The 12418-nt window shown below is 64.3% G+C and carries 8 protein-coding genes; 6 read left to right on the plus strand and 2 right to left on the minus strand.

Annotation, left to right across the window (positions count from 1 at the left end; all coding sequences use genetic code 11):
* Window positions 1-37 precede the first annotated feature (37 nt).
* Window positions 38-2362 (plus strand): RelA/SpoT family protein, encoded by a 2325-nt coding sequence (locus P8T11_RS26595; RefSeq protein ID WP_268079275.1) that lies wholly within the window; start codon window positions 38-40, stop codon window positions 2360-2362.
* A gap of 126 nt (window positions 2363-2488) precedes the next feature.
* On the opposite strand, the gene P8T11_RS26600 is transcribed toward P8T11_RS26595, so the two are convergent.
* Window positions 2489-3802, minus strand: a complete 1314-nt coding sequence (locus P8T11_RS26600; protein ID WP_268079274.1) for an MFS transporter — start codon at window positions 3800-3802, stop codon at window positions 2489-2491.
* Window positions 3803-3937: 135 nt separating this feature from the next.
* Between P8T11_RS26600 and argE the strand changes: the two genes are divergently transcribed.
* From argE to P8T11_RS26625, 5 genes are all read left to right on the plus strand, one after another.
* Window positions 3938-5086 carry an acetylornithine deacetylase gene (argE, locus tag P8T11_RS26605; RefSeq protein ID WP_268079273.1) on the plus strand — a complete coding sequence of 383 codons (1149 nt, stop codon included), beginning with the start codon at window positions 3938-3940 and terminating at the stop codon, window positions 5084-5086.
* A 126-nt stretch (window positions 5087-5212) separates the two neighbouring features.
* A complete protein-coding gene (trpB, locus tag P8T11_RS26610; protein ID WP_268079272.1) occupies window positions 5213-6412 on the plus strand; it encodes a tryptophan synthase subunit beta in 1200 nt (399 codons plus the stop codon).
* Window positions 6413-6416: 4 nt separating this feature from the next.
* Complete coding sequence (trpA, locus tag P8T11_RS26615; RefSeq protein ID WP_268079271.1) at window positions 6417-7280, plus strand: tryptophan synthase subunit alpha; 864 nt, start codon at window positions 6417-6419, stop codon at window positions 7278-7280.
* A 36-nt stretch (window positions 7281-7316) separates the two neighbouring features.
* The gene (gene accD, locus P8T11_RS26620; protein ID WP_268079270.1) at window positions 7317-8192 is read left to right on the plus strand and encodes an acetyl-CoA carboxylase, carboxyltransferase subunit beta; all 876 of its coding nucleotides are present in this window, start codon (window positions 7317-7319) and stop codon (window positions 8190-8192) included.
* A gap of 264 nt (window positions 8193-8456) precedes the next feature.
* Window positions 8457-9005 (plus strand): acyloxyacyl hydrolase, encoded by a 549-nt coding sequence (locus P8T11_RS26625; RefSeq protein ID WP_268079269.1) that lies wholly within the window; start codon window positions 8457-8459, stop codon window positions 9003-9005.
* Window positions 9006-9157: 152 nt separating this feature from the next.
* Here P8T11_RS26625 and P8T11_RS26630 read toward each other — a convergent pair whose 3' ends face one another.
* On the minus strand, window positions 9158-12322 hold the full coding sequence (locus tag P8T11_RS26630; protein WP_268079268.1) for an Rne/Rng family ribonuclease: 3165 nt from the start codon (window positions 12320-12322) through the stop codon (window positions 9158-9160).
* Between the last annotated feature and the right edge of the window lie 96 nt (window positions 12323-12418).

Here is a 12418-nt window from a genome sequence, read left to right on the forward strand (position 1 = left end):
TGTCGGGATATCAACCTACCCACGCACGACGCCTGTGATGTCCGTCCCGCCTGTTATCGACGCGCCTTCGCCTTTCGACGCTTCCTGGCGGCAGGAGGTTGGCGCGGGTTTGGACGCTGCCGGCGTTGCCTTGATCGACCAGGCCGTTGCCTGGGCCATCCCCCGTTTTGAAGGGCAGCACGCCCTGACCGGCGAGCCTTTGGCAAGCCACGGCGCCGGTGTCGTCCGCATCCTGGCGGCCTTGCATACCGACGCCGCTACACGCGCCGCCGCGTTGCTGGCAGCCTTGCCCACCGACTTGATGGCGCCCGCACCGGCCTTGCGTAACGACCCGATCGCCACGGCGTTCGGCGCTGAAGTCGCGCGGCTGGTGCAGGGCACCCGCGCCTTGCTGCGCTTGGGCGTGGTCGCCCGGCAGGCCAGCGACGCCGAAGCCGAAACCGGTTCGCAAAAGGAAATGCAGCGCAAGATGCTGCTTGCCATGGCGGCCGACCTGCGCATCGTGTTGATGCGGTTGGCGTCCCGTCTGCGTACTTTGCGCTGGCACGCGGAAAGCAAGGCCCCGTGCTCGACCGACTTCGCCCGCGAAACGCTGGACCTGTACGCCCCGCTGGCAAACCGCCTGGGCATCTGGCAAATCAAATGGGAAATGGAAGACCTGTCTTTCCGCTTCCTGGAGCCCGACCGCTACAAGCAGATCGCCCGCTTGCTGGAAGAAAAGCGGATTGAGCGCGAGGCCTTCATCGCCGGCGCCATCGACCGCCTGCAAACGGCGCTGACCAAGGCCGGCATCGATGCCGAAGTCAGCGGCCGGCCCAAGCACATCTACAGCATCTGGAACAAGATGCGCGTCAAGCGTCTGGATTTTTCCCAGATGTATGACCTGCGCGCCCTGCGCATCATCGTCGACGATGTGCGCGCCTGCTACACGGCGTTGGGGCTGGTGCACGAAATGTGGACGCCGCTGTCCGACGAGTTCGACGATTACATTTCCCGGCCCAAGCCCAACGGCTACCGTTCGCTGCATACCGTGGTGGCGGACGATGACGGCCGCCCGTTCGAAGTGCAGATCCGCACGCGCGAGATGCACCAGTTTGCCGAGTACGGCATGGCGGCGCATTGGCGCTACAAGGAAGCGGGCGCCAAGGGCGGCCAGGTTGCCGCGTCAAGCGAGTACGACCGCCAACTGGCGTGGATGCGCCAGTTGCTGGCCTGGAACAGCGATGTCGAAGGTGGCGGCGAGCCGGGGCAAGAGGTCGGCAAATCCGACGCAAGCAAAATTGAATCCGGCAAATCCGACTCCGGCAAGACCGCTTCCGGCAAGCCCGCATCCAGCAAGAACCGCAATGCGATCAAGCCGCCGCCACACACGGATGAACGCATCTACGTGCTGACGCCGCAGGCGCGCGTGATCGAGCTGCCCGCCGGCGCCACGCCGGTGGACTTCGCTTACCACCTGCATACCGACCTGGGACACCGCTGCCGGGGCGCCCGTGTCGATGGGCAGATGGTGCCGCTGCAGACCCATCTGTCCACGGGGCAGACCGTGGAGATCATCTCGGCCAAGTCGGGCGGGCCGTCGCGGGATTGGCTGAATCCCCAATTGGGGTTTCTGGCAAGCCCACGCGCGCGCGCCAAGGTGAGGATGTGGTTCAACGCCATTGAATTGCAGCAACGCATCACGCAGGGCCAGGCGCTGGTGGAAAAAGAACTGCAACGCCTGGGCAAGACCGCGATCAACCTTGAACAGTTGGCGCAGAACCTGGGCTTTGCGCGCGCCGATGACCTATACGTGGCGGCGGCCAAGGAAGAGTTCAGCCTGCGCCAGATCGACAGCGTATTCCAGCAGCCGGCGCCGGCCACCGAACCGCAACCCGCGGCGCTGCGCCACGCCAGTGCCGGCAGTGCCGAGAAAAGCGGCAAGAGCGGTGTGCTGGTGGTGGGCGTGGGGTCCTTGCTGACGCAGTTGGCGCGCTGCTGCCGCCCCGCGCCGCCCGATGCCATCGCCGGCTTTGTCACCCGTGGCCGTGGCGTGTCCATCCACCGTAGCGACTGCCACAGCTATCTGGCGTTGGCCGCGCGCGAACCCGAACGCGTCATCGACGTGGCTTGGGGTGAAACGTCAGACACTTTCTATCCGGTGGACATCAGCGTGCGCGCGCACGACCGCCCCGGCCTGCTGCGCGACCTGTCAGAAGTGTTTGCGCGCTTGCGCCTGAACGTGGTGGGTGTGAACACGCAAAGCAAGCAGTCGCTGGCCCATATGGTGTTCACGGTGGAAGTGCGCGGGGGCGAATCGCTGACCCGGGCGCTGGACGCCCTGGCCGAAGTGGCGGGCGTGTCCTCGGCGTCGCGCCGATAGGGCTTATTTACGATAGGGCTTGCTGACGATAGGGCTTGCTGACGATAGGGCTTGCTGACGATAGGGCTGACTTATTAGCCCCCCCTGGGCCATGCGGCCGCAGGGGGACAGGGGTGGTGCCCAGGTTTAGTGGTCCAGATTGTCGTGCGCGCGATCGCGCATGAAGAACGACGCAACCAGGCCCAGCGCCACGCCGAACATCACGTAGTAGGCGGGTGCCATCGGCGAGCCGGTGGTCTTGATCAGCCACGTCACGATGAACTGCGCGAAGCCGCCGAAGATCATCACGGCCACGTTGTAGGCCAGGGACAGGCCCACGGACCGCACGCGCGCCGGGAACAATTCCGCCATCACCGTGCTGAACACGCCGAAGAAGGCCGACACGAAGAAGCAGACCACGATCTGCACCGTCAGCAGGCGGCCGATCGACGGCGCGTCCGACAGCCAGTGATACAGCGGGTACAGCACGATCAGGTAGCCGATCAGCGAACCGATCACCAACGGACGGCGGCCGATACGGTCGGACCACGCGCCCATGAACGGCGTCATCAGCACCATCAGCGCCGCGCCTGCCATCTGCACCATGAAGGTTTCCTTCATCGGCAGCTTCAGGATCTGCGTGGAGTAGGTCACCAGGTACGTGAAGGTGATGTAGATGGACACCGTGGCAGTCACGACCAGGCCCACGCCTATCATCGTTTCGCGCGTGTGGCTCTTGATCATCTGGACGAGGCTCAGGCGCTGCACTTCACCGCGCGCGGCGGCCTGACGGTCTTCTTCCTGCATCTGCTTGAAGACGTCGGTTTCGTCGATGTTGCGGCGGATATAGATCGCGATGGGAACAATCACCAGGCCAAGGGCGAACGGCAGGCGCCAGGCCCAGTCGGCAATCTGTTGCTGCGTGAAGAACTCGGTGATCAGCGTGCCGCAGGCCGCGCCGATCAGCAAGGCCAGCATCTGGCCGGCCATCTGCCACGACCCGTAGAAGCCGCGCTTGCCGTTAGGCGCCATTTCAATCAGCAGCGCCGTGGACGTGCCGAATTCCCCGCCCGCCGAAAAGCCCTGCAACAGGCGCGCGATCAAGATGAAGATGGGGGCCAGGATGCCGGCCGCGTGGTAGGTGGGGGCCACCGTGATCAGCGCAATGGACACGGCCATCAGCGACGTCACCATCACCATGGCCGCCTTGCGCCCCTTCTTGTCGCCGTACAGGCCCAGGATGATGCCGCCCACGGGGCGCATGAAAAAGCCGACGCCGAAGATGGCCGTCGTCATCAGGATGGCATTGAGCTCGCTGCCGGGCAGAGTGGGGTCGGTGGGGAAAAACAGCTTCGCGATGATAGGCGTCATGAACGCGAACACCAGGAAGTCATACCATTCAAGGGCGTTGCCTATGACTGCGGCCACGATGTTGCGTGTGGGAACTGCTTTGTGCTGCACGGTTTCTCCTAATGGGGCTGGCTTCAATTCGGGCGACATTCTAGGCGCTTAACGCGTGAACAGTGCGGGACGCTATTCGAGACGAACGCGCTTCCTGGCTTTACACTCCTGTTTTTTCCCCCAAAGAGAAGTGACATGAACGCGCGCACCTGGCTGGAAACGCTGGTGGGTTTCGATACCACCAGCCGCAATTCCAATCTTGCCCTGATCGAAACCGTTCGCGATTGGCTCAAGGGCCAGGGCGTTGATGCATGGCTCTCGCACAATCCCGAGCGCACCAAGGCCAACCTGTTCGCTACCCTGCCGGGGCAAGACGGCGAGCAAGGCGGCATCGTGTTGTCGGGCCACACGGACGTCGTGCCCGTGGATGGCCAGGACTGGAGCACGGACCCGTTCAAGCTTGTCGAAAAAGACGGGCTTCTCTATGGGCGCGGCGCCTGCGACATGAAGGGCTTCATCGCCGGTTCGCTGGCGCTGGTGCCGGAATTCCTGGCCATGCCGCGCAAGAAGCCGATCCATCTGGCGTTTTCGTACGACGAAGAAGTGGGCTGCGCCGGGGCACCGTACATGCTGGCCGACCTGCTGGAACGCGGCGTCCGGCCCGAAGGCTGCGTGGTGGGCGAGCCCACCGGCATGCAGGTGGTGGTGGCGCACAAGGGCATCAACCTGTTCCGCTGCAAGGTGCATGGCAAGGCGGCGCACTCGTCGCTGACCCCGCGCGGCTGCAACGCCATTGAATACGCCGCCCGCCTGATCTGCCGCATCCGCGACCTGGCCGACAGCTTCAAGGCCAACGGCCCGTACGACCAGTTCTATGACGTGCCGTTCTCCACGATGACCACCAACCAGATTCGTGGCGGCATTGCGGTCAACACCATCCCCGAGCTCTGTGAATTCACCTATGAATTCCGTAACTTGCCGGGCATGCAACCCGACCAGATCCAGGCAGAAGTCGAAAAATACGTGCGTGATGAGCTGTTGCCGCGCATGAAAGCCGAATTCGACGGGGCCACCATCGAAATCGAAACGGGCGCCGCGGCCCCGGCGCTGGAAGCCTCGGAAGAAGCCGCCATTACCCAGTTGGTGCGCGCGCTGACCGAAGACCGCGACACCCGCAAGGTGGCCTATGGCACCGAAGCCGGCCTGTTCCAGGGCATCGGCATCCCCACGGTGGTCTGCGGCCCCGGCCATATCGAACAGGCACACAAGCCCGATGAATTTGTGGCGATGGATCAAATGGCGTCGTGCGAGACCTTCCTGCGCCGCCTGGGCCAGTCGCTCTAAGTGTTTGCCGGGCCAGGCCGGGGACGGGTTCTCCGGCCCGGCTTGGCTCGGGTCAGGTAAAATAACGGGTTGCAAACCGGATTTGCGGCCGGCACTGGCTTGCCGTGATACCGGGGGAGATGCTTGGTGAAACCTTACGACTTTCCGGATGCCAAGGGCCATTTCGGTCCCTATGGCGGTGTTTTCGTGGCGGAAACGCTGATGCACGCGCTCGACGAGCTGCGGGCAGCCTATGACCATTACCGTGTCGATCCCGCCTTCCTGGAAGAGTTCAACTACGAACTCAAGCACTTTGTCGGCCGGCCCAGCCCGGTCTACTACGCCCGCCGCTGGTCGGAAATGCTGGGCGGCGCGCAGATCTGGTTCAAGCGCGAAGACCTGAACCACACCGGCGCGCACAAGGTCAACAACTGCATCGGCCAGGCGCTGCTGGCCAAGCGCATGGGCAAGCCCCGCGTCATCGCCGAAACCGGCGCCGGCCAGCACGGCGTGGCCACGGCCACGGTGGCAGCCCGCTACGGCATGGAATGCGTGGTCTACATGGGTAGCGAAGACATCCGGCGCCAAGCGTCCAACGTCTACCGCATGAAGCTGCTGGGCGCCACGGTCGTACCCGTCACGTCCGGTTCGCGCACCCTGAAAGACGCGCTGAACGAAGCCATGCGCGACTGGGTCACCAACATCGAGAACACGTTCTACATCATCGGCACGGTGGCGGGCCCTGACCCCTACCCCCGCATGGTGCGTGATTTCCAAACCGTCATCGGCAACGAATGCCTGACGCAAATGCCTGAAGCCCTCGGCCGCCAGCCCGACTACGTCGTGGCGGCGGTGGGCGGCGGTTCCAACGCCATGGGCATCTTCCACCCCTATATTCCCTACGAGAACGTACGCCTGATCGGCGTCGAAGCCGCGGGCGAGGGCATGGATAGCGGCAAGCACGCCGCGTCGCTGGCGGCTGGCCAGGTGGGTGTGCTGCACGGCAACCGTACCTATGTCATGCAGAACGCCGACGGCCAGGTTCAAGAAACGCATTCCGTCTCGGCAGGCCTGGACTACCCAGGCGTCGGCCCTGAACACGCCTGGCTGAAGGATTCCGGCCGCGCTGAATACGCGGGGATCACCGACGATGAAGCCCTGAAGGCCTTCCACGACTGCTGCCGCATCGAAGGCATCATGCCGGCGCTGGAGTCGTCGCACGCCATCGCACAAGCCGTGAAGATGGCCACCACGCTGCCGCGTGACGCCGTCATCCTGGTCAATTTGTCGGGCCGCGGCGACAAAGACATGCATACCGTCGCCGAACGTGCCGGTATCGAGCTCTAACAACATGACAACTCGCATTGATCGTATCGCTGCGGCCTTCGCCCGCACCGCCGAATCCGGCCGTGCCGCGGCGCTGATTCCCTACATCGCGGCTGGCGATCCTTCGCCCGCCGCCACCGTGGCCGTGATGCACGCGCTGGTCGAGGCCGGCGCCGACATCATCGAACTCGGGGTGCCGTTCTCCGACCCCATGGCTGATGGCCCCGTGATCCAGCGCGCGGCCGACCGCGCCATTGCCCAAGGCGTGGGCCTGGCCCGCGTGTTGGAACTGGTGGCCGAATTCCGTCAACGCGATACCGAAACGCCGGTGGTGCTGATGGGCTACGCCAACCCCATCGAACGCATGGGCCAGTCTGAATTCGCCGCCAACGCCGAACGCGCAGGCGTGGACGGTGTGCTGGTCGTGGACTATCCGCCGGAAGAAGTCATCGAATTCGCGTCGACGCTGGGCGCGCACGGCATTGCCCCAATTTTTCTCTTGGCCCCCACCTCGACCGAGGCGCGCATCAAGGCCGTGGCGCAGGTGGCGCGCGGCTATGTGTATTACGTGTCGCTCAAGGGCGTCACGGGCGCGGGCTCGCTCAATACCGACGACGTCGCCGAGCGCGTGGCCGTCATCCGCCGCCACATGGGCAGCATTCCGGTGGGCGTGGGCTTCGGCATCCGCGACGCCGAAAGCGCCCAGCGCGTGGCGCGCGTGGCCGACGCGGTGGTCATCGGCAGCAAACTGATTGAAACGATGGAGCAGGCGGTGGCGGACGCTCCGGCTGCCCAGCAAACCAACGCCGCAGTCACCGCCGCCAGCGGCTGGCTGCGCACCATCCGGCACGCGCTGGATCAAGTAAAACGAGACGGCGCGTCGGCCTGAGCGGCCGTGCGCGACCTCTAACGGGATGAAAAATCAATGAGCTGGATCGAAAAACTCCTGCCTCCTCGCATCAATAAAAACAGCGACAGCGGCGCCCGCCGCGTCCCGGAAGGCCTGTGGGTGAAATGCCCGTCGTGCGAATCGGTGCTGTACAGCGAAGACCTGGCCGCCAACCTGCACGTGTGCCCCAAGTGCGATCACCACATGCGTATTGGCGCCCGCGCCCGCATCGACTCGCTGCTGGACATGGAAGGCCGGGTTGAAATTGGCCAGAACACGCGGTCCGTGGATACGCTGAAGTTCAAGGACACCCGCAAGTATCCCGAGCGCCTGCAAGAGGCCGTCAAGCAAACGGGTGAGTCCGATGCGCTGGTGGTCATGAGCGGTTCGATTCGCGGCGTGCCCGCCACGCTGGCCTGCTTCGAATTCGAGTTCATGGGCGGGTCCATGGGTTCGGTTGTGGGCGAACGCTTTGCGCGTGGCGCCCAGGCAGCCCTGGACAACAAAACGCCGTTCATCTGCGTGGCCGCTTCGGGTGGCGCGCGCATGCAGGAAAGCCTGCTGTCACTGATGCAGATGGCCAAGACGAACGCCATGTTGACCCGCCTGTCGGCGGCCGGCCTGCCGTTCATCAGCGTGCTGACCGACCCCACCATGGGCGGTGTATCGGCCAGCTTCGCCTTCATGGGCGACGTGGTCATTGCCGAGCCCAAGGCGCTGATCGGTTTTGCCGGCCCGCGCGTGATCGAGCAGACGGTGCGCGAGAAGCTGCCCGAAGGCTTCCAGCGTTCGGAGTTCCTGCTGCAAAAGGGCGCAATTGATATGGTGGTTGATCGCCGCCAACTGCGCGAGGAAATCGCGCGCTTGCTGGCCTTGCTGACCAATCAGCCGGCGGATGTCGTGACGGCCTGATCCGCCGCGCGAATTTAGGGGCCGGCCGGGCCCAAATTCAATGACAAATGCCGTCGTCAGCTTAGCGCTCGCGACGGCATTTTCGTTCAGCCGCCCGTGGGGTTTGTGACGCCGCCTACTGGATCTCGTATCGATTGTGACTGCGGTTTTCGGAACAGTGTTTTCCACCCTGTTTATGTTGCCATATTGCGACAAGGCGCAAGCCATCCGGCCCGTATTTTGCTATGTTGCCTGCTAGTCCTAGATATCTACGGAGTTACCTTCATGCTGTCGACCAAAAAGAAACTGCTCACGCGCCTTGTCGGTGTGGCACTGGCCGGCGCGGCTACGATGGCCAGCGCCCAATCCTCGGAAGGCACCCAGGGCGGCGTAAGCCTGCATTACGGCATCGGTGACCACTACAAGCGCCTGACGTTGAACTACGAGACCCCGTCGGTCTGGACGTACCATTTCGGCGGCAATTGGGGCCGCCTGGATCTCACGCCCGAGATCGGCGCGTCGTACTGGCAGGCGGATGGCTCGCGTTCGCCGGGCCACGTCTGGCAACTGAATGCGATCCCCATGTTCCGTTGGTGGACGGGCGAGCGCTTCTACCTTGAAGCCGGTATCGGCGCCACCTTGTTTTCCAGCACGCGCTTTGCCGACGAGAACATCAGCACTGCCTTCCAGTTTGGTGACCACGTTGGCTTGGGCTTTTTGCTTACCCCGAACAACCGGATCGGCCTGCGTTACTCGCACTTCTCCAACGCCAGCATCAAGCGTCCCAACCCCGGCCTGGATGTGGTGCAGCTGACCTACACGTATCAGTTCTGATTCTGCGCTGGGCAGAATGTGAAAAACCCTCGCCACCGAGGGTTTTTTTTCGTCCTGCGTTTGCGTGCAGGTTTCGATAGGCTGCGGCAGGCAACAAAAAAAGGCCGCCCGGTTTTAACCGGGCGGCCTCTTGGCGCTTAGTGCTTTGCGGCTCAGTGGCGCGTTTCGACTTGAACCAGAGGTTCGTTCGATACCGCTGCAACCGGCTTGCGCTCACGGCCCAGACGGGTCGGCGTGTGCGCCGCGGCGATGCGCAGCTGGGTTTGCGCATGGCGGTCCGGATCGGTTTCCACCCACTTCAAACCAGCGGCGTTGACCACGTCGTGCAACGCTTGAGCCTTGGCCGACGGAGCCGTTGCCGGCATCACGATGGGCTGGGCATCGGTCTGTGCGGGGGCTGCCGGTACGGGGGGCGTCACTACGGGTTCGACTGCGGCGGCTTGCACCGGCTGCTCGGCGGGGGCCTGGGCCGGCGCGGCGGGTTCCACGGCAACCGGCTGGGTCACCTGAGGAGCCGCTTGCACGGGCTGGGCCACGGGTTCGACGGTGGTTTGCTCCGGTTCGGCCTTGGCGGCTTCGGCCGGCGTTTCTGCCGCGCTGGTTACTGCAGCAACCGAGGTTTCGGTCTGGGTTTCAGCCGGGGCTTCGACCTGGGCTTGAGCCGGGACTTGGGTCGGGACCTGAATCGGTGCTTGAGCCGGAACTTCGGCAGGCGCTTCAACCTTCACGGTTTCAGCCGGCTTGGACTCGACGATCTGAGCTTCCGTCACCTTGGTTTCGACAACTTGCGTCGGCGCCACCGGGGCGGCGGGAGCGGTTTCCGAGGCAGTGGCCGGAGCAGCAGCCGGGGTGGCTTCCACCGAGGCTGTCAACGCTGCGGGAACAGCGGCGTTGTCGGCTTGATCGGCGGATTCGTCATCCGAACCCTCATCCTGTTGCTCGTCGCTACCGGCCAGGCCAGCTTCGTCCGGGCTGCGGCGGCCACGACGGCTGCGGCGGCGGCGGCGCTTGCGTTCCGGATCGGCTGCGCCTTCGGCGCCTTCAGCCATGGGGATGCCATCAGCGGTTTGCTCGGCGGCGTCAGCGGCGTCGGTCGAGGCGTCGGCGGCGTGCTTGGTGTCGGGCAGGGCGGTCGCAACGGACTGCGCCAGCGCGGCCACCATGCTTTCCTGTTCGCTCATCGGCGCGTCGGACTGACCTTCTTCGCGGCGGTTGCGGCCACGGCCACGGCGGCGGTTACGGCCGGCGCCGGAGTCGTCGCCATTGGCCTGGTCAGCCTGGTCAGGGCGGTTGGACGCCAGGGCGGCTTGCGCTGCCTGGCCTTCGCGGTCGCCACGGGCCTCGTTGCGGTTACCGCGATCGCCACGTTCGCCGCGCTCGCCTTCACCGCGACGGTTGCCGCGAGCGTGGTGACGGCCGCCTTCGCTGCCTTCAGCGCCTTCGCCGCGCGATTCGCCACGGCGACTGTTGCGGTTGCGGTCCGAACCATGGCGTTCACCACGGCGTTCCTGGCCGTCATGTCCCGTGCGGCCCTTGCCACGGCCGGAAGCGGTGCGCTTGGTGCTGTCTTCCGTGGTGGCGGGGGCCGGCTTGGCGGCTTCGGAGCCTCCGGTCAGCCAGCCGACCAGGCGCTTGAACAAGCCACCCAGGCCACCGGTAGCGGCCGGAGCGGCAGGGGCGGCGACAGGAGCAGCGGGCGTGGAAACCGGGGCGGGCTGCGAGGGCGTAATACCCTTGACCAGCGCTTCCGGGCGAGCCTTGATTTCGCTTTCGCGCGGCTGCCAGGGAGCATCCGTGGCCGGCGCTTCAACCAGTTCGAAGCTGGTCTTCAGCTCTTCCAGGCGCGGATCATCGTGGCGCAGGCGCTCGATGTGGTGATGCGGTGTTTCCAGATGCTTGTTCGGGATCAGCATCAGGTTGACCTTCAGGCGGGCTTCCATCTTGGTGATGTCGGCGCGCTTTTCGTTCAGAAGGTAGGTGGCGACATCCACCGGCACCTGGGCGTGGACCGCCGCGGTATTTTCCTTCATGGCCTCTTCTTGCAGCAGGCGCAACACATGCAGGGCGCTGGATTCGGCATCGCGGATCACGCCGGTGCCGTTGCAGCGCGGGCAGGTGATGTGCGAGCCTTCGTTCAGGGCCGGGCGCAGGCGCTGACGCGACAGTTCCATCAGGCCAAAGCGCGAAATCTTGCCCATTTGCACACGGGCGCGGTCGAAATGGAGGGCGTCACGCAGGCGCTGTTCAACGGCGCGCTGGTTCTTGCTGTCTTCCATGTCGATGAAGTCGATGACGATCAGGCCGCCCAAGTCGCGCAAGCGCAACTGGCGGGCCACTTCGTCGGCCGCTTCGGAGTTGGTGCGCAGCGCGGTTTCCTCGATGTCGGCGCCGCGCGTGGAGCGGGCGGAGTTCACGTCGACGGAAACCAGGGCTTCGGTGTGGTCGATCACGATGGCGCCGCCCGAGGGCAGTTGCACCGTGCGCGAATACGCCGTTTCAATCTGGTGTTCGATCTGGAAGCGCGAGAACAGCGGGATGTCGTCACGGTAGCGTTTGACGCGCTGGACGTTGTCCGGCATCACCACGCTCATGAAGGCGGTGGCCTGGTCGGCGATCTCGTCGGTGTCGATCAGGATCTCGCCGATTTCGGGCGAGAAATAATCGCGGATGGCCCGGATGACCAGGCTGGATTCCAGATAGATGAGGATGGGCGCGGAGTTGTCGCGGGCGGCGCCGTCGATGGCGGTCCACAACTGCAACAGATAGGACAAGTCCCACTGGAGTTCTTCGACGTTGCGGCCGATGCCGGCGGTGCGAGCAATGATGCTCATGCCCTGGGGCAGATCAAGCTGCTCCATGGTGTCGCGCAGTTCCTGGCGGTCTTCACCCTCGACGCGGCGCGAAACACCACCGCCACGGGGGTTGTTGGGCATCAGGACCAGGTAGCGGCCAGCCAGCGAGATGAACGTGGTCAGGGCTGCGCCCTTGTTGCCGCGTTCTTCCTTTTCGACCTGAACGATCAGTTCCTGGCCTTCGCGCAGCGCATCCTGGATGCGGGCGCTACGGACATCGACGCCTTCCTTGAAGAAGCTGCGAGCCACTTCCTTGAAGGGCAGAAAGCCGTGACGGTCTTCACCGTAGTTGACGAAGCAAGCTTCCAGGCCGGGTTCGATCCGGGTAATGACACCTTTGTAGATGTTGCCTTTGCGTTGTTCGCGGCCGGCAGTCTCGATGTCGAGGTCGATGAGTTTTTGCCCATCAACGATAGCGACGCGTAATTCTTCCTGATGCGTCGCATTGAACAGCATGCGCTTCATGAGAGGGTTTCTCCGTTGTCATGACGCGCCGATATCGGCGCGTGACCTCGGGTCACTCGGGCTGCGGCTGAAGCGGGCAAGAAATGCGGACCGTAC

Origin of the sequence: Achromobacter spanius, assembly GCF_029637605.1 — a bacterium.
In the GTDB taxonomy this organism is placed as follows: Bacteria; Pseudomonadota; Gammaproteobacteria; order Burkholderiales; family Burkholderiaceae_B; genus Achromobacter; species Achromobacter spanius_E.

Bases quoted from the DNA above. Each gene is read 5' to 3' on its own strand.
- P8T11_RS26595 (WP_268079275.1), top strand. From the start codon at position 38: ATGTCCGTCCCGCCTGTTATCGACGCGCCTTCGCCTTTCGACGCTTCC.
- argE (WP_268079273.1), top strand. From the start codon at position 3,938: ATGAACGCGCGCACCTGGCTGGAAACGCTGGTGGGTTTCGATACCACC.
- trpA (WP_268079271.1), top strand. From the start codon at position 6,417: ATGACAACTCGCATTGATCGTATCGCTGCGGCCTTCGCCCGCACCGCC.
- accD (WP_268079270.1), top strand. From the start codon at position 7,317: ATGAGCTGGATCGAAAAACTCCTGCCTCCTCGCATCAATAAAAACAGC.
- P8T11_RS26625 (WP_268079269.1), top strand. From the start codon at position 8,457: ATGCTGTCGACCAAAAAGAAACTGCTCACGCGCCTTGTCGGTGTGGCA.
- P8T11_RS26630 (WP_268079268.1), bottom strand. From the start codon at position 12,322: ATGAAGCGCATGCTGTTCAATGCGACGCATCAGGAAGAATTACGCGTC.